This window comes from Pseudomonas sp. C2.3V, from assembly GCF_058536325.1.
The window spans coordinates 2,804,145-2,821,859 of record NZ_JBZUBN010000001.1 but is presented as its reverse complement, the minus strand read 5'-3'; the positions used below and the strand labels follow the sequence as shown (position 1 = coordinate 2,821,859).

The following is a 17,715-nucleotide window of genomic DNA, read 5'->3' as shown; positions in this document are numbered from 1 at the left end:
TCGTACTGAATCGGCAGGCTCGTCAGGGCCTGCCGTTTTCATTTCAGGCGAATTCGCGTCATGCCGGATAATTTCAACTTCGAGGCAGCCCCGTTCGATACACTCAGTGAGTATGAACGTAACCTGCTTCGCTCGGCGCTATCGGTCGGATACTACGTGCCTGGCGAGATACTGATCGAGCCGGGTAGCGTCACGCTTGCACTCTATATCGTGCTGAAGGGTGTCATTGAGGAGCGTGGCAAGGACGACCAGCTATTTGCACACTATGGGCCGGACGATCTCTTTGATGTGCGGGGGCTTTTTGATGGACAGACCCGGCATGCCTATCGAGCTGTTGAGGAAAGCATCGTCTACGAACTCAACGCCAAGATGTTTCATGAACTGTGCGAGCGAAATACCTCGTTTGCTTCTTATTTCCAGGCAAGCCTTGCCACCAAGCGGCAACTGGCACGCCGGGACGGGCAGAATCTGGCGGAATTCATTCTGACTCGCATTGCCCGTGAGCATCTGATGCCTGCGGTGGAAGTCGGTGCCGATCTGTCATTGGGCGAGGCCGCCCGTACGCAGCTAAAGGTCGGCGCCGATGCGTTGCTGGTCCGGCTGGAAGACGGCTTTGAAGGGCTGGGTATTGTGACCAGAACGGACCTGATGGTTGCCCATTTTCAACAGGGGCTGGGTGACGAGACACCTGTCGGGACGCTGGCGCATCAGCCGTTGGCTTCTGTAGAGCTGGGCGACTTTCTATTCGATGCCATGATTCTTATGACCCGCCAACGCATCGAGCGGGTCGTGGTCAGGCAAGGTAATCAGGCAGTCGGCCTACTGCATCTGACCCAAGTGCTGAGTCTCTTTTCCACCCACTCTCATGTTCTGGCGCTGCGGATCGCTCGCGCCGAAACGCTAGATGAGTTGCAGCGAGCCGCCGAAACCCTGGATATACTGATTGCTACTCTGGAGGGTAACGGCATTCGGCTGCGCTTTATCATGCAACTTGTTAGCGCACTGAATGAGCAGTTGCTGGCGCGCGTCTTCGAGCAGTGTGTTCCTGTAGCGTATCGCTCCCGTTGTTGCCTGGTGGTCATGGGAAGTGAGGGGCGAGGAGAGCAACTGCTCAAGACCGATCAGGATAATGCGCTGATTCATGCGGACGACATTGCAAACGAGGAAGCTCTGGCCTGGATGGCCCGCTTCAACGAGGCACTCATGGGGTTTGGTTATCCTCAATGCCCAGGAAGGGTAATGGCCTCGAATGCGGTGTGGTGCAAGCCTGTTAGCGAGTGGCGGCATGAGCTTCTGAAGGCCGCCCGCGAGGGGCATCCTGAGCAGCTGCTGCGTCTGTCCATTCTGATGGATGCCCACCCTGTAGCCGGAAATGAGCATTGGTTTATGGCTGTGCAGGCTCAGCTGAGCGTGTGGTCTAGCCCGGGGGAGCGCTGGCTGAGCGATATGGCGCTGGCTGCCTTACAGTTCGATACGCCATTGACCTTGTTTGGTGGGCTCAAAACATCTGGCGAACGCCTGGACATCAAGCGTGGAGGTCTTTTCCCGATCGTTCATGGGACCCGAATACTCGCTCTGCGAGACGGTTTGATGGTGCGTGGCACCTTGGGCAGACTGCAGATGCTGGGCGAGCGAGGCATTCTGGATCGAAACATGGCCGATAACCTCGCTGAGGCTTTCGAGCTGTTCATGCAGCTACGGCTGTCACAGCAATTGGCAGGCGACAGGAGTGGATTAACGCAAGGTATCGATGTGTCGATCCTGAGCCGGGCCGAGCGAGACCTGCTGCGCTTCAGCCTCCATGTAGTTAAAAAATTCAAGCAAACCCTGGGACGTCTGTTTCATCTGGATACGCGTTGATGGCTGCCTACATCTCAAGACCTGATTTGCATTGGCCCCTTTGGCGGCAACGCCTGCATTGGTGGTGGCATGACCCGATGGACGCCGATGAGATCGTTTCGCTGGATTTGGAAACGACCAGCCTTGATCCGCGTCGGGCCGATATTCTCAGTGTGGGTGCCATACTCATTCGACAGGGGAAGATGCAGGTAGGGGAACGTCTTGAGCTGTACGTCGAGCCGCCACCCAGTCTGGACGCCGAATCGATCCGCATTCACAAGCTACGTCGGATGGATCTGGAGGGGCAGCTCAATATCCGGGATGCCCTGAGACAACTGCAAGACTTCATCGGAAATCGCCCGCTGCTGGGTTATTACGTATCCTTTGATATCGCAGTGCTCAGTCGTCATTTCCGCCGTTACGGGATGCCCAGGCTGACGAATCCCCGGATCGAAGTGTCGGCCCTCTATCATCGCAAGGTCAGCCGCTTGTTTCCCGATGTGCACCTGGATTTGCGCTTTGACACCTTGTCGCGGGCATTGGACATACCGGTGACGGGGCGGCATACCGCGCTTGGAGATGCACAAACGGTTTCGCTGATGTTTCTTAAATTATTGAAGGGGCCTGTGCCCAAGCCGTACTAAACAGAAAACAGTGTGCTTCTCGTCAACAAGCGAAGCGGTTGCAGGACTTTTCCGCAGGGGTAGCAGTCCGATAGTACAGGTACGCTTTTTTCTTATTCCCCGAGCTTTTCCGGTCTCGGTGATGGGAAGTGACCTGTGCCGTGGATTCCCGTAGCGGTTATAAGGAGATGCATCATGTCGCTGACTACCATATTGGTTCTGGTCCTGCTTGTTCTGTTGATTGGTGGATTGCCCGTGTTTCCGCACTCGCGCAGCTGGGGATATGGCCCGTCCGGAATCGTGGGCGTGTTGCTGGTCGTACTGCTCGTGCTGGTGTTGCTGGGAATGATCTAGCATCGACGACTTAAAGATTAAAAGTCTTTTATAATCAATTGCTTAAGAATCGATTGAGACAGGCTATTCCCTGCTTTTTGCCCCTGTTTGGTGCGTAGGAGAAAATTCTTGCCCAAAGAGGTGCAAGAGAGTAGGGTTCTCTTCACCGGCCTGCCTTGCCGATGTCAGTTGTGAGATAAAACCAGAGCCAAGCGTTGCTTGCTCTGGTTTTGTCTTTTCTGCGCTACCTCTTCTTATTTCACTCGTCTCAGTGCCTTGCATCACGGAGCGATCATTCAGGTGTTGCGCGGCGTTTAATCGGCCAGGCGGCTGTGATAAAAGCCCAAGGAGTAGCAAAGAGGGAGTGTTCCGTGGATTCGGAATCCATAGTGTATGGCTGCATCAAGGATTGGCCGACGAGCGACTCCATGGAGCGCCGGATGCGCCGGGCTTTGAATCGTCGTGTCCTGGCCAATCTCCCTCATGATTCCTGGGCATTTCTGGGGCGGGAGATGTTCAGCCAGTGCGAGCAGGCCGGCGCAGGTCTTTATAAAACCCAGGTCATTCACTTTGGCGCCAGTTATGAAGGCGTCGAGTATGAGTGGAAATTATGGGTCGAAGAGTTCGAGGCCCTGCTCAAACGCCTCTATTGGGCCAGCGCCGTGGTGCATCTGGAAACCGGCTTGAGCGGTACTCATACGTTCCGTTGGGAATCTGAGAAAGGCTTCCATAGCCCACAGGAAGATGACTTACGGGCACGGTGTGCCTGGGAGCGGGAGGGCTGAAGCCCTCCCGTAGCCGCTGTTCTCAGCGAGCAGCAGTGCTGTCCTGCTTGGTACGGTTGTACAGATCCACCATAACCTGATCCAGTACGCTGGACGCACCCCAGGGACGGCTGCTGTTCAGAATCGCAACCACCGCCCACGTCCTGCCATTGGCATCCCGGCTGAAGCCGGCCAGAGCGCGTACGTTATTGAGCGTTCCCGTCTTCATGTGGGCCTGTCCGAGCAGGGGTGTATTCTTCAGGCGCTTGCGCAGCGTGCCATCCATGCCTGCAATGGGCAGGGAAGAGATGTATTCGTAGGCATAGGGGCTTCGCCAGGCTGCCTGAAGAATCAGGCCCATTTCCCGCGCGCTGATGCGCTCATCGCGGGACAGTCCCGAGCCGTTTTCCATGACCAGGTGCGTGGCGGTGATACCTTTGCGGGCCAGCCACTGACGAATCACACGCTGCGCCGCTACGCCATCATTCGCGTCCGCGCTGGTGCGGTATTGGGCACCAATGGACAGGAACAGCTGTCGCGCCATGGTGTTGTTACTGTATTTGTTGATATCGCGAATGATCTCGACCAGATCAGGCGAAAAGGAGCGAGCCAGCAGCTCTGCGCTCTTGGGTACCGTACCCTCCCGGTCCTTGCCCATGATGGTGCCGCCCAGTTCCTTCCAGATGGCGCGTACGGCACCTGCGGTATAGCTTGGGTGATCCAACAGTGACAGGTAGCTCTGAGCGCTACAACCGCTAGGCAGGTTGCCCGTCACGATAAGGGCAGTGCCGTCCGCTTCCGTGACTGGGTTGAACCGTATTTCAGGCCACGCAGGGCACTTGCCCTTGCCTACGGCCTTGACCTGATTCTCAACCCGCACATTGGTCAACGGCGGGTCCATCGAGACGCTGGCCTTGCCGTCATCGGCACGAATGACCATGCGGACCGACTTCAGATTGACCATCAAGGCATCCGGGCCAACCAGGAACGGCTTGTTCTCATCGTTGCCGTCATCGTTGAAAACAGGAAGTTCGGGTTTGATGAAGCGGCCGCGATCCAGAACCAGATCCCCGGTGACCTGGGTGACGCCATTGGCGCGCAGATCACGCATCATCAGCCACAGCTTTTCCATGTTCAGCTTTGGATCGCCACCGCCTTTGAGATAAAGGTTGCCGTTGAGCACTCCGTTGTGGAGCTGGCCATCGGTATAGAACTCCGTCTTCCACTGATAGGTAGGACCTAGCAGTTCCAACGCCGCAAATGTCGTAATGAGCTTCATGGTAGAAGCAGGGTTTACGGAAACATCGGCATTGTAAAAGTCAGCGCTTCCGGCAGCATCCAGCGGAATCATGACCAGGGACAGCTCGTCATTGGCCAGTTTGTTCTTTTGCATAAGCTGCTGCACTTTAGGTGGCAGCACGGCTGTGTCGGCGTAGGTCAGAGCGGGTAAGCCCAGAGGCAGAAGGCCTAGCGCAAGTGAAACGGAGCGGAAGAATTTCAGCATTAACAAACCCCAAAAGAAGGCTGGGCCGAGATGAAAAGGTGATAGCCGAGCGATCTGTTACAAGAAACAGACATTATGCAGCAAACCGGTTTATAGCCAATACAGCCTGTGAAATGACTAGCACGCGTTGTCAGCTTTCCGCCTGTAGGGATTAAACAGCCATTTATCTGGCGGATCTCCATAATGTGACAAATATCGCAAAAGATAATGATAGATTGTGCATTAGGTATTAAAATGATAGCAAATTGCCATACAGACGATTGCTATCATGAGCGAGCGGGACATCCGGGACTACATTAACAGCCTTAATGAAGAAAACCTGAACCGGCAGTCTGGGGCATCGGCTCAAGCAGGGGATACGCTGGGGTGGGCACTTCTTGATGCCATTGCCTCGCCTGTTGATCAGCCATTACCTGTTATCCATTCTTCTTCTGCGGTCTCTACCGAGGCCATTCCAGCGGTGACGAGCAATCCCTTACACGAGGCGCGTGAGCCTTCGTCAGGCATCGCTCCTCCGGTGGATGTCCAGGCCAAGCCTGCCTCAGCCGCTCACCCGTTTGGCAATATCTTCAAAATTAAACCGGCAGTGGACGAGGTAGACCTTCAACCTCAGGGCTCTCTGAAAGCGCTACTCAAGAGTATTGCCACATGCCGTTAATCTGTGTTGCCTCTCCCAAGGGTGGTGTAGGCAAGACGACCGTGACGGCCAGCCTGGGGTATGCACTTCAGCGTCTGGGGCGTCCAGTGGTGTTGGTTGACTTCGACGTGCAGAACGCTTTGCGCCTGCATTTTGGGTTGCCGCTCGGGCTGAGTCAGGGATTTGTTGAAAGCGCTCTGACGGGCGCAGACTGGCGGCAGCTAAAGGTAACCTCTCCAAGCAATATTCAGGTGCTGCCATACGGACGGGTTAGCGCAACGACGCGTCTGGCGTTCGAGCACCGCCTGCTCAATGATCCTTCTTTTCTGAAGGAAGGGCTGGCAGATCTGCTCACGATTCCCAATATGATTGTATTGGCAGATACGCCGCCTGGCCCAAGCGCTGCTCTGAGCGCACTTATCCATCAGGCGGATCTCTGCATAGCGGTACTGTTGGCCGATGCAGGCTCGGTTGCATTGCTGCCGGACATCGAGTCCGGTGAGTTCTTTGGCAGTGCTGGAACGGAAACCGTGCGCTATGTAGTCAATCAGGTGGATCGGCGGCGGCGCCTCAATCGAGACGTCTCGGTGTTTCTGCAGGCGCGCTGCGGTGATGCATTGCTGGGCATGATCCATCGTGACGAGTCACTGCCTGAGGCGCTGGCAAGTCAGCAATCGGTTTTCGCATTCGATTCGGCATCGGCCGCCGCCCATGACCTCGATATGCTTGCGCAGCGATTGCTGGCCGCGCTTGAGCAGCAGACCACACCTGTATCTGATACGCGTCAACGGCAGTATTCCTGAGGAATCAAGGATGAATTCTGGAGTCGGAAAGCTCGCAGCCAGCGGGCTTGTTGTTCTGGCGTTGCCTGTCCTTGCACTGATCATCATGGTGCCGATGAGTATCGAGATGCAGCTGCTGCTGAGCGTGGCTGCCATCCTGTTTACGATGGTGCTCAAGCGCAACCCTTCTTCCCGAATCACTTTGACGCTGGTGGTCATTTCGATCACGCTTTCGACACGCTATCTCTACTGGCGTACCACCGAGACGCTGCATTTCAGCAATGGCGTGGAGTGGGTTCTGGGCATCGGTCTGTACCTGGCCGAGGTCTATGCCTGGATCATCCTGCTGTTGGGCTACTTCCAGAGTGCCTGGCCGCTTGAGCGCAGGCCCAGCCGTCTGCCAGCCGATACCTCGGTGTGGCCAAGCGTGGATGTCTACATTCCGACCTATAACGAGAGCCTGAGCGTAGTACAGGATACGATCCTGGCTGCCCAGAATCTGAATTACCCGGCCGACAAGCTCAGGATCTATGTACTCGATGATGGTCGTCGACCCGAATTTGGTGCATATGCCGCTGCCGCAGGCGTGGGGTATATCGTTCGGCCGGACAACAATCATGCGAAGGCCGGTAATCTCAACCATGCGATGACCAAGACCCACGGCGACCTGATCTGCATCTTCGACTGCGATCACGTCACGACCCGGGTTTTCCTGCAGGCCACGGTCGGGCAATTCCTCGATGACCCCAAACTCGCCTTGGTGCAGACGCCACATCACTTCTATTCGCCAGACCCGTTTGCCCGCAACCTCAGTACCCAGGGTAAGGTTCCCAGTGAGGATGAGCTGTTCTATGGCCCGATTCAGAAGGGCAACGACCTGTGGAATGCCACGTTCTTTTGCGGTTCTTGCGCTATCATCCGCCGTAAGGCCCTGGAGGATACGAACGGATTTGCCGTCGAGACCGTAACCGAAGATGCGCATACGGCGCTCAAGCTGCAGCGCAAGGGATGGAACACAGCCTTTATCAGCGTCCCCATGGCAGCAGGCCTTTCAACAGAGCGCCTGGCCTTGCATGTCGGTCAGCGTATGCGCTGGGCGCGAGGCATGACGCAGATCTTCCGGCTGGATAACCCGCTGCTCGGAAGGGGTCTGGCATTGCCTCAGCGGCTCTGCTATCTGAACGCCATGCTGCATTTCCAGTTTGCCCTGCCGCGCTTTGTCTTCCTGACATCGCCGCTGGCCTTCCTCCTGCTGGGGCAGAACATCATCGCTGCCTCGGCGCAGACCATTTTTGCCTATGCGTTGCCGCATCTGGTGCTGTCGATCCTGACAAACGCCCGTATCCAGGGTAAACACCGTCATTCCTTCTGGGGGGAAATCTACGAGACGGTGCTGGCCTTTCACCTGATCAAGCCCACGCTCTATACGCTGTTCAACCCCAGGAAGGGCAAGTTCAACGTGACGGACAAGGGCGATCTGCTGGACCGGGGCTTCTTCGATTTTCCTGTGGTGAAGCCGCACCTGATTACGGTGGGCTTTTTGTGTGCCGGCATCCTGTTTGGTATTGCCAAGTATTTCTGGATCGAAGCAATTCGGCCGGATCTGTTTACGCTGATGCTCAACATTGGCTGGACAGTCTTCAACATGTTGATCCTGTTGGCGGCCATTGCAGCGGCACTCGAGACCCGGCAGGTGCGCCAGACCGTGCGGCTCGCTGTCAATCTGCCGATTCTCATGTACCTGGCCGATGGCCGTGTGGTGCGCAGCGAGTCGGTGGATATTTCCATGGGCGGTGCGCGGCTTCGTTACAAGGGGGGTGAGTTGTCCGCGCCAGTCGAGGAGATCGAGATCCAGTATGGCGAGTCGCCTCTGATCCTGGGCACAGACATGGTCAATGCTCGCGATGGCTATGTGCAGTTGCGTTACAAACCCCTCTCGATTGCCCAACGCCGCGATTTGGTGGCTATCGTCATGGGGCGGCCAGATGCCTGGCTCAAGACGCACCCGACACAGGAAGATAACCCGCTGCGCTCATTGTGGAATGTGATCCGATCGGGCGCGCTACTGGTCAGGCGGCCGACCAGACGCTCGCCCGGCAACGCAACCAAGGCTCGCAAGCCACGGGGATTTGCCAGGGCGCTGATGCCTGCCGCCGCCCTGGTGGTCGTTGCTGTGCTATGCATTATTTCCTTGCCGTCCAAGGCTGATGAGCAGCCCCTTCCGCCGCTTCCGGCCTTGCCGCCACCCGTCAATACAATAACCTCTGCTGGCTTGCCTGCTATGCCCGGCAGGGTTGAATCGATCAGCCTTAGCCGGTTGGGCGTGTCCGACGCACTGATGCTGAAGGGGCGGCGAGGGGAGGCGGGCGTAGCTTTTTCCATCAACCGCCAGCAGGTGGTTACAGGCGCGACGCTGCACCTGCGCCTCAGCTATTCCGACAAGCTTTTAGCCGAGAGCAGCGTCCTGCAGGTATCGGTCAACGATGAGCTGATTCAGAACATTCCATTGGTACCTGCTACCGCCTCGGGACTGGACGTCGATCTGCCCATCAATCCGCTACTTCTCCTGCCTTATAATCGGCTGAACCTGCGCCTTGATGCGCATTATTCACAACAGTGTGAGAACCCGTTGCATCCTGCGCTGTGGGCCAGAATAGACCCTGCCTCCACGTTGGAGCTGGCTCTGGAGCGGCTGCCTATTACGCGCGATCTGGCGCTGCTGCCGGCACCGTTTTTCGATGAGGCGGACATGAGCCGCCTGCGCCTGCCTGTGGTACTGCCCGATCAACCTGAAGCGGGTGAGATAGAAAGCGCTGCGATGGTCGCCTCCTGGTTTGGTATGCAGTCCCGCTTTCGTGGCGCTGAATTTCCGGTCAGCTTCAATGAGCTGCCGATGGGGAATGCCGTTCTCATTGGCACGGCACGCGAATCCTTTACAGGTTTAACCCTGCCAGCGATTGAGGGTCCCATGCTGGCCGTGGTCGATAACCCCCGTGATTCCCTGGGCAAGCTCCTGCTGGTGCTGGGGCGTGATGCATCGGAAGTCCGCGTCGCCGCTCAGAATCTGGTACTAAGGTCGGATCGTCTGAAAGGGGAAGCTGCTAATTTAGCGCCGTTTTCGATCCCGGCCCGCCGGCCTTACGATGCGCCGCGCTGGATCTCCAATCAGGTTACCCGCTTCGCTGATCTGGCAAAGCCTGAGGCGCTGACCAGCGACAATCTCTTTCCAGGTGTCATCAAGATAGGTTTTCGCGCTGCACCCGATAACTTTCTCTGGGAAGGCGACAATGTGCCGATGCGCATACGGTTTCGCTTCCCCGAAGGGGATTGGTACGACGCCGCACGCTCCCGACTGGATGTCTCACTTAACGGGCAATACCTGAGTTCAGTATCGGTACTCAAGCCGGGCCTGTATGAAAAGGTAAAGTCACTGCTGGGCTACCCCAGCCGCCAGGAAGATGCAGTGATCGAGGTGCCGCCGTATCTGATCTATGGCGATAACCAGCTAGGGTTTTACTACAACCAGCAGGTCACCAGCACCGAAGACTGCAACCTTGTGCTGCCGGAGTCAGCGCATAGCTACATCGACGGCGACTCAGTGATTGACCTGAGTGGAGCCAAGCACTTTTCACAGCTGCCCAACCTGTCTTTCTTCGTTGGCGCCGGCTTTCCCTTTACACGTATGGCCGATCTTTCCCAGACGGCGCTCATTCTGCCTCATTCACCCCGCGCCAGTGAGATTGAGGCCTTATTGACGCTGATGGGGCGTTTCGGTGATGCTACGGGCTATCCTGCCCTTAACGCAACCGTGCTCTTGGGAACCACACATCTGCCTGAAGTCGCGGACCGCGACTGGCTGGTGGTTGGCCAGATCAGTGATCGGCTGGATTTCAAGACGCTGTTCCAGGGCTCGTCCTTCACACTCACCCAGAACCGGCTTCGTATCCAGCCGCTCACGCCAACCGGCATGCTTGAAACAGTATTGCTGGGCGACTGGGATCGCCAGATAGATGCAGCCGACCGCACGCTGGCGGGCTATCGGGATTTTCAGGGGTTTGTCAGCCGCCAGTCACCCCTCAACAACAAGCGCGTCGTAGTGATGGCATTGGCTAGCCAGCCAGAACGCCTGCCTAATGTAATTACCTATTTGAACAGCCCGGAACACAGCGCCGAGATCAGAGGCGATATCGCCTTGTTTGGCCGTGATGGTCAGGTGGAGAGCTTTCGTACCGGGCTGCGCTTTACCTATGGCGAGTTGCCTTGGTTCATGTATGTGCGCTGGCTGTTCAGTGAGCGGCCCCTGGTCCTGATGGGGTTGTTGTTGCTTGCAGCAGTGCTGGCGGCATTTGGGCTTCACACATTGCTCAGGCTCCAGGCCCACAAGCGACTGGGCAAAAGGAATTGATCATGCCGAAGTATGCGCTGAAAACCTTATCGGTCGCGATGCTGTGCGCGCTCAGCGGAATGACCTATGCCAATCTGCCTGATACGGCGATTGCAAATCAGGGTATAGACGTTTTGCTGCAGCAAGCCAGCTTTTGGCAGAGCCGCAACCGGCCGGACATGGCTCGTCAGGCGCTCGACCGTGCTCTACAGGTTGACCCGGTATCCGAGGAGGTCCTGTACCGCCAGGCTCAGCTTGCCCTGGGTACTGACAGGGCGGCCTACGAAGGCTGGTTGCAGAAACTCAAACAACTGCACCCGGACAGCGCCCGCATCGAGATCCTGCAAAACCAGGCGCAGGCCAAGACGCTTGATCGCAGCGAGTTGCCGCAAATACGTCAGCTGGCAAGCCAAGGCAAAGCTGACGAGGCTGCCCTGCGCTACAGGACGCTTTTCAACGGCAATCCTCCGCCAGATGACTTGGCGCTTGAGTACTACCAGACGCTTGCAGGCACAAAAAACGGTTGGGTGCAGGGGCGCGAGGGGTTGGAGCAGCAGGTTCGCCGCAATCCAGCCGACCTCAAGGCGCGTCTGGCGCTTGCCGAGGCGCTGACCTACCGGGACGAGACGCGGCGGGAGGGAATCCATCAGCTGGCCGAACTGTCAGGCTCGGTGCCTGAGGCGCGGCAACCCTGGCGACAGGCGCTGCTGTGGTTGGGCGCGGAATCTTCCGATCAGGCGTTGTATGAGCGCTACGCCCAGGTCAATCCGAATGATGCCGAGGTCGTTCAGCACTTCATGACGGTGGTCAACGCTCAGGCCGAGAGCGCCCAGGGGCAGGCAAGGGCAGCAGCCTTCAAGGATTTGAACGCAGGTCGGCTCGATGTGGCTGCCCGTAAATTCCAGCAGGCGCTTCAGGAAGATCCACAGGATGCCGAGGCCTGGGGCGGCCTGGGGATCATCCAATTGCGCGCCCAGGATTACGAAGCGGCCAAGCGCAGCCTTGAGCGGGCCAGTCAGCTTGATCCGACGCAACGTGCTCGTTGGGCGGAGGCCGTAGCTAATGCCGATTTTTACGGCCGACTCACCGCCGTGCGCGCTTTACGTGACCGGGGCCGCCTGATGGAGGCCGAGCAGCAGGCCCGGGCGCTGACGCAAGCAACAGGTGAGCAGGGACGCTCGGGCAAGCTGCTTTATGGCGACATTCTGCTGCGTAATAGCAAGGCAGCCGAGGCGGAAGCCGTTTATAAACCTCTATTGAGCGCGCGCCCGGATGACACTGCCGCGGGGTTGGGGCTGTACAACAGCTATCTCATGCAACAACGCAGTGCCGAGGCGTTGGCGTTGCTCAAGGCGCACCCTGCCGTGGCCAAACAGGCAGCCGGCAGCCTTGAGCAGGTAGAAGCGCAGGCCTTGAGCGAGCGTGCCCGCAAGGCATCCGTGGCCGGTAATAATGAACAAGCGCTGAAACTCTATGCGCAGGCCCTAGCCATTGCGCCAAACAGTCCCTGGATCCGCCTGGCCTATGCACGGCTGTTGCACGGTTCCGACCCGGTACAGGCCCAGGCGCTTATGGAGCCGGATACGCGCCGCAACGATCCGGAAGCCTTGCACGCCGCCGCCGTATTCGCCATTGAGCAGGTGCGCTGGGAGGATGCCCAGCGCTATATCGAGCGTGTCCCTTTGCCGGCTCGTACCCCGGACATGCTTCAGTTGATCGCGCGCACCGAAATAAACAGCCGTATCGCCCGTGCGCGTCGGATCGTTGCGGGTGGTAATGCAGTCCAGGCGCGCCAGGCGCTGCGTGAACTTTATGATAATGCGCCTTCGGACCTTGGCGGGCGCGGCGCTGTGGCCCAGGCGCTGGTCGATATGGGGCAAACGGCCTGGGCATTGTCGCTGGTCAGGGAATTCCAGCGTGACGATGGCCAGCAGCCTGTTACCCATTATGTGCCTGTCGTTTCAGTGTTGAGTCAGGCCGGTCAAACGACCGAAGCCGATCTGCTGCTGCACCAGCTGGAGCGTCGCGGACGGTTATCGGCAGTGGATGAGGCCAGCCTGGTCGGCTTGCGCCGGGGAATTGCTGTCAATCAGGCGGACTGGATGCGCAAGCGCGGCGACAGTGCCGGAGCGTATGACCTGTTAATGGCTGCATTGGCGCAATCGCCGCGCGACCCGGATCTGCTGTTAGCGATGGGACGCCTCTATGATGGCGGACACATGCCCAAGGAGGCGCTGGGTGTGTACGAATACGTACTGGCGCAGACCCCTGCCAACGAGGACGCCATAAAGGGTAGTGTGAATGCTGCCCTGGCATTGAACGATCCGGCACGCGCATCGGCCATTCTCAAGAAAGCCGGGCGTACTGACGATGCCACCTCGCTTTACCTCTCAGCCCGTATCGCCCAGGCTCAGGGTAAGACAGACACCGCCATCGAGCTTCTGAAAGCGGCTCAGCGCAAGCAACACGGCGTGGTACCTCAGGCGTCTGGTTCGTCTGCCGAGTTGGCCGCCTTGGGGCAAGGCAGTCCATTCCGCAAGGAGTATGCGGTGGCTGGCTCGCCTTTGATACTGGCCGATGCAGGCGCTGATTCTGCTGTTCCAGGCTATCTGCACACGCAGCGAGCCTCTTCAGGTCTACCAGCTGATCCATTGATGACCGATATTCAGCGAACCTTGGCGGATCTTCAACAGGCGCGGATGCCCTTCATCCAAGGAGGCATGAACATTCGTGCACGGGATGGCGATACCGGCCTGAGCAGGCTGACTGAAGTCAATGCGCCGTTGACGGTCTCGCTGGTGCCGTTCGGTAATACCCGGCTGGAGCTTACCGCCATGCCTGTTTCTGTCAGCGCAGGGTCGGTGGAGGGCGACAGCGCCAACCGGTTTGGCTCCGGTAGTCTCTATCGGCAGATGGCGTTCAACTTCGAGCAGAAGGTTACGACGCATTTTCTCGAAAGCGTCAATTACAGCCGAACCAACATGACGGCGGCTGACCGGCAAACCGCTGCGCAAAGTGTGCGTAATGAGCTGTTGAACGCGGATACCGGCAATGCGCTGGGTGGAAAAGGTCGCGCTTTGCTCGAAAGCCTTGTCAATAACCGCGCCAGCGCCGTGATGGCGCCCTACGAGCCGGGTTCGCAGTCCGACTCCGGGGTAGCGCTTAGCGCCGCAATCAGGCATGAACAATTCCAGGCAGATGTCGGCACGACCCCGCTCGGGTTTGAGAAGCAAAACCTGGTAGGAGGGTTCAAATGGACGCCCAAGGTCGGGGATAACGGCAAGTTGTCCCTGGCCGTCGAACGGCGCGCAGTAACAGACAGTGTCTTGTCCTATGCAGGTGCCAAGGACCCGCTGACGGGTAAGCGCTGGGGTGGCGTCACCAAGACCGGTATAGCGGCTGAGTACAGTTACGACGATGGCGATGTGGGGGCTTACTATGGTGGCGACTACTTTATCTATCGGGGAGAGGGCGTTGCCGATAACCAGGCCCTGGGAGTCCACGCCGGTGCCTACGTTCGCCCCATCCATGAGACTGACCGTGAACTCAAGACAGGGATTCACCTCGGCTGGAATAGCTTTGACAAGAATCTGAGCGGCTATACCGTCGGGCATGGCGGGTATTTCAGCCCACAAAATTACGTAGGCGTCTCGTTCCCGATCGAATACACCGCCAAGTACAACGACAAATGGGACATGAAATTCAACGTGGCGCCCGGATTTCAGGCGTTCAATCAGAAGAGTGAGGACTACTTCCCGACCGACAAGGCCTTGCAGTCGAGCATGGAGTTCCTTGCAGGGCAGGGCTATGTCAGCAGCGCCCGATACAAGGGCAGCAGTGACAGCGGGCTTGCGCTGAATGCGGGCGCTAAACTCGAATACAGCCTGGGCAAGCAGACCAAGGTAGGCGGCGCGCTGAGTTACGATACCTTTGGTGATTACTCCGAAACCACAGGACAACTCTACTTGAAACACAACCTGGAGAACCTGCCGTAATGCAGTCCAAGGATATTGAACAGGCGACGCTTGCCTATTTGTCCACGCGAGAAGAGCGGGGGCGGTGGGGCAGCCTTATTCTGACGCTGATCAACCAGATGTATGAGTCGGCTGGCAGTACCGATGCGCTGGGTTTTCTGCGACTGGTAGGGGCTCGCCTGGGCGAATCCATGGCGTTAAGCGAGCAGCCTACACTTGAGGCATTGGAGAGGGTTGTCAACGAGCGCTGGAAGGCCATGGATTGGGGCTGGGTACGCTTTGGCGTGCAGGGCAAGGCCATCGAGATCGTGCACGGTGGCTATCCAATACTTGAGTCTTCCGAGCGCTGGACCCGGAGCCTGGCTGCCGTATTGGAGGGTCTATATGAGTACATATTCCAGGCGCAGGGAGAGGAGCATCGGCTGCAGGTTCGTCTGCTGGAATCGCCCGAAGGCGCGCTGGTGTTTCGCTGTGCAGGTTAGAACATGGCGATGTGTCCTCCTGGCTGTGCTTTGTCTGGCCTCAGCCCTTGCCTCAGGTGAGCCCTTGAGCTGCCAGCAGGGTTGGGACATCTATCAGCAGCGGTTCGTGACGGTGCAAGGACGTGTTACCGATACGGGTAACCAGGGCATCAGCCATTCCGAAGGCCAGGGCTACGCGATGCTGATTGCGGAGGCCAATGGTGATCGCAGGGCGTTTGACCGTCTTTGGAGCTGGACGAAGCAGACCCTGCAGCGTGAGGACCGATTGTTCTCGTGGAGGTACGACCCAAAGGCAAATCCTGCCGTCACCGATCGCAATAACGCATCCGATGGGGACCTCCTTATCGCCTGGGCCTTGCAGCAAGCAGGTGAGCGTTGGCAGAACCCTGCCTATGCAAAGGCTTCGAAACAGATTCGTGACGCCATTGCAGCGCATCTGATCCAGCGCGACCAGGGCTATACGCTGCTGCTGCCAGGTCTGGAAGGGTTCAAGCGTCCAGACGGAACCGTTATCAACCTGTCGTACTGGATCTTTCCTGCCTTGCAAGCCTTTGCGCGGATCGAACCGGGAGGTCCCTGGACGGCGCTTTTCCAGAGCGGCACGCAATTGCTTCAAGCCGCGCAGTTTGGTGAGGCCAAATTACCATCTGACTGGATCGCCCTGGGAGCTGACGGCACCCTGAAGCCTGCCGAAGGCTGGCCGTCACGCTTTGGATTCGATGCCGTCCGCGTGCCGCTGTATGGCGCCTGGGCAGAACTTGGCAAGCGCGGTGAGTGGCGCGCAGTCAGTACGTTCTGGCACAGCAAGGATCCGGCTTCACCGCCTGCCTGGGTCGATCTGGCCTCTGGTGAGGTTGCACCCTATGCGGCCTCCTGGGGAGTGCTGGGTATTCGCGCGCTGCTCGATGGTCAGCCGCAATCCTTGCAGGCGGAAGTGTTGAAGCAGGAGGATTATTATTCCTCGTCCCTGCTGATGCTCAGCCAGATAGCGCAGGGTAACTGCGGCAAGGCTCGCTGAACTCTTCAGCCGCTCGTTTTCATGAGCGGCTGAAGAGCATGGTCAAACAGGGCTTGAGCGTCCTGTCATCTCGCGAGCCATTTCGGTGGCGTAGCTGTCCGTCATGCCGGCGATAAAGTCGATTACCCTCATGAACGAGCGGTGCAGCGGCCAGTTCGGGTCCGGCGCGCTGTTGCCTAACAGGTCCAGAATGCGCCGGTGCTTGAAGGATGGCTCACGGCCGCGATGCTGTTCAAGCGCTGCGCCACAAAACGCATTGAGCAGAATTTCAAGCGTGGTATAGGCACCGATTTCATGCAGTGTCTTGCGCTTGTCCTGGAAGATCTTTTCCCGGGCCATGGCTTTGGCGCGCTGCACGCACAGCTTGGCGGGACCATCCATGTGTTCGACCAGATCGTCCTTCAGGGTGCCGGCCAGCAGGGCGTCCTGTTGTTCGACAAAGGCGCGTGCCGTGGCATTGGTCAGGTGTTCGATGGCCTTGCCACGCAAGATGGCCAGCTTGCGCCGACGCGAGTCCTGTGGGCCGAGCTGGCGATAGGTTTCGGGCAGATCATCGCCTACGAGGCCCAGCAGCAGGGCTTCCACTTCGGCATAGGTAAGCAGATCCATTTCCAACCCATCTTCCAGGTCGATCAGCGCATAGCAAATGTCATCGGCCGCTTCCATCAGATAGACCAGCGGATGCCGCGCCCAACGCTCCTCGCCAAGCAGAGGAATACCCAATTTGCTGGCAATCTGTTCAAGCAGCGGCAGCTCGCTCTGGTAGCAGCCAAACTTGTGTTTCTTGTAGCCGGGTGCCTCGGCATAGCGGGACGTCCAGGGGTACTTCAAGTAAGTCCCCAATGTGGCATACGTGAGACGTGTACCTCCATCGAACTGGTGGTACTCCAGCTGTGTCAGGACACGAAAGCCTTGGGCATTGCCTTCGAAGTGCAGGAAATCGTCGCGCTCGATGTCGCTCATGTCATCCAGCCAGCCACGGCCGGCCGCTTGGGCGAACCAGTGGCGAATTGCATCTTCCCCCGAGTGTCCGAAGGGAGGATTGCCGATGTCGTGCGCCAGGCACGCTGACTGCACGATTACCCCCAGATCGCTGGGTTCGCACCAGTCCGGCAGCTGATGACGCAGGCTTTCGCCTACGCGCATACCGAGCGAGCGGCCTACACAGGCGACTTCAAGACTGTGGGTCAGTCGGGTATGGATATGGTCGTTGCTGCTGACCGGATGCACCTGCGTCTTGCGTCCCAGGCGGCGAAAGGCGCCTGAGAAAATGATACGGTCGTGATCTTTGTGAAACGGGCTGCGGCCCAGTTCGGCGGTGCTGTGCACAGCCTTGCCGAGGCGCTCGCGGGTTAGAAGTGTTTGCCAGTCCAAG

Annotated in this window: 12 protein-coding genes; 10 read left to right on the top strand and 2 right to left on the bottom strand. The window is 58.1% G+C overall.

Annotated elements, in window-relative coordinates:
* Positions 1–60: 60 nt before the first annotated feature.
* From AC4LF3_RS13370 to AC4LF3_RS13355, 4 genes are all read left to right on the top strand, one after another.
* Positions 61–1,860, top strand: a complete 1,800-nt coding sequence (locus AC4LF3_RS13370) for a DUF294 nucleotidyltransferase-like domain-containing protein (RefSeq protein ID WP_074823583.1) — start codon at positions 61–63, stop codon at positions 1,858–1,860.
* Positions 1,860–2,483, top strand: a complete 624-nt coding sequence (locus tag AC4LF3_RS13365) for a 3'-5' exonuclease (protein WP_074823586.1) — start codon at positions 1,860–1,862, stop codon at positions 2,481–2,483. Before AC4LF3_RS13370 ends, AC4LF3_RS13365 begins: the two co-directional genes overlap by 1 nt.
* 174 nt (positions 2,484–2,657) lie before the next feature.
* The gene (locus AC4LF3_RS13360) at positions 2,658–2,816 is read left to right on the top strand and encodes a DUF3309 family protein (protein WP_010795077.1); all 159 of its coding nucleotides are present in this window, start codon (positions 2,658–2,660) and stop codon (positions 2,814–2,816) included.
* Between the two features lie 350 nt (positions 2,817–3,166).
* Entirely contained in the window at positions 3,167–3,580 is a 414-nt protein-coding gene (locus tag AC4LF3_RS13355) for a hypothetical protein (RefSeq protein WP_074823589.1), read from the top strand.
* A 22-nt stretch (positions 3,581–3,602) separates the two neighbouring features.
* Here AC4LF3_RS13355 and dacB read toward each other — a convergent pair whose 3' ends face one another.
* Positions 3,603–5,063: a D-alanyl-D-alanine carboxypeptidase/D-alanyl-D-alanine endopeptidase gene (gene dacB, locus AC4LF3_RS13350; RefSeq protein ID WP_491835460.1), complete on the bottom strand. Its 1,461-nt coding sequence runs from the start codon at positions 5,061–5,063 to the stop codon at positions 3,603–3,605.
* Between the two features lie 268 nt (positions 5,064–5,331).
* Here dacB and AC4LF3_RS13345 point away from each other — a divergent pair, with 268 nt between their 5' ends.
* The 6 genes from AC4LF3_RS13345 to AC4LF3_RS13320 are packed head-to-tail and all read left to right on the top strand — an operon-like array spanning position 5,332 to position 16,340.
* Positions 5,332–5,721, top strand: coding sequence for a hypothetical protein (locus AC4LF3_RS13345; protein WP_239381107.1), 390 nt, complete (start codon positions 5,332–5,334; stop codon positions 5,719–5,721).
* Positions 5,712–6,503 (top strand): cellulose biosynthesis protein BcsQ, encoded by a 792-nt coding sequence (gene bcsQ / locus AC4LF3_RS13340; RefSeq protein ID WP_491835459.1) that lies wholly within the window; start codon positions 5,712–5,714, stop codon positions 6,501–6,503. Before AC4LF3_RS13345 ends, bcsQ begins: the two co-directional genes overlap by 10 nt.
* A 10-nt stretch (positions 6,504–6,513) precedes the next feature.
* Entirely contained in the window at positions 6,514–10,887 is a 4,374-nt protein-coding gene (gene bcsA / locus AC4LF3_RS13335; RefSeq protein WP_491835458.1) for a UDP-forming cellulose synthase catalytic subunit, read from the top strand.
* Between the two features lie 2 nt (positions 10,888–10,889).
* Positions 10,890–14,861: a cellulose biosynthesis protein BcsC gene (locus AC4LF3_RS13330; RefSeq protein WP_491835457.1), complete on the top strand. Its 3,972-nt coding sequence runs from the start codon at positions 10,890–10,892 to the stop codon at positions 14,859–14,861.
* Positions 14,861–15,322: a cellulose biosynthesis protein BcsD gene (bcsD, locus tag AC4LF3_RS13325; RefSeq protein ID WP_010795070.1), complete on the top strand. Its 462-nt coding sequence runs from the start codon at positions 14,861–14,863 to the stop codon at positions 15,320–15,322. Before AC4LF3_RS13330 ends, bcsD begins: the two co-directional genes overlap by 1 nt.
* Positions 15,312–16,340, top strand: coding sequence for a family 8 glycosyl hydrolase (locus tag AC4LF3_RS13320; RefSeq protein ID WP_491835456.1), 1,029 nt, complete (start codon positions 15,312–15,314; stop codon positions 16,338–16,340). The genes bcsD and AC4LF3_RS13320 overlap by 11 nt, the downstream gene beginning before the upstream one ends.
* Before the next feature lie 42 nt (positions 16,341–16,382).
* Here AC4LF3_RS13320 and AC4LF3_RS13315 read toward each other — a convergent pair whose 3' ends face one another.
* Positions 16,383–17,714 carry a deoxyguanosinetriphosphate triphosphohydrolase gene (locus AC4LF3_RS13315; RefSeq protein ID WP_010795068.1) on the bottom strand — a complete coding sequence of 444 codons (1,332 nt, stop codon included), beginning with the start codon at positions 17,712–17,714 and terminating at the stop codon, positions 16,383–16,385.
* Position 17,715 lies beyond the last annotated feature (1 nt).

What these genes read in the sequence shown, in the direction of transcription:
- AC4LF3_RS13370 (WP_074823583.1), top strand. Translation starts at nt 61, where the DNA reads ATGCCGGATAATTTCAACTTCGAGGCAGCCCCGTTCGATACACTCAGT.
- AC4LF3_RS13365 (WP_074823586.1), top strand. Translation starts at nt 1,860, where the DNA reads ATGGCTGCCTACATCTCAAGACCTGATTTGCATTGGCCCCTTTGGCGG.
- AC4LF3_RS13360 (WP_010795077.1), top strand. Translation starts at nt 2,658, where the DNA reads ATGTCGCTGACTACCATATTGGTTCTGGTCCTGCTTGTTCTGTTGATT.
- dacB (WP_491835460.1), bottom strand. Translation starts at nt 5,063, where the DNA reads ATGCTGAAATTCTTCCGCTCCGTTTCACTTGCGCTAGGCCTTCTGCCT.
- AC4LF3_RS13345 (WP_239381107.1), top strand. Translation starts at nt 5,332, where the DNA reads ATGAGCGAGCGGGACATCCGGGACTACATTAACAGCCTTAATGAAGAA.
- bcsQ (WP_491835459.1), top strand. Translation starts at nt 5,712, where the DNA reads ATGCCGTTAATCTGTGTTGCCTCTCCCAAGGGTGGTGTAGGCAAGACG.
- bcsA (WP_491835458.1), top strand. Translation starts at nt 6,514, where the DNA reads ATGAATTCTGGAGTCGGAAAGCTCGCAGCCAGCGGGCTTGTTGTTCTG.
- AC4LF3_RS13330 (WP_491835457.1), top strand. Translation starts at nt 10,890, where the DNA reads ATGCCGAAGTATGCGCTGAAAACCTTATCGGTCGCGATGCTGTGCGCG.
- bcsD (WP_010795070.1), top strand. Translation starts at nt 14,861, where the DNA reads ATGCAGTCCAAGGATATTGAACAGGCGACGCTTGCCTATTTGTCCACG.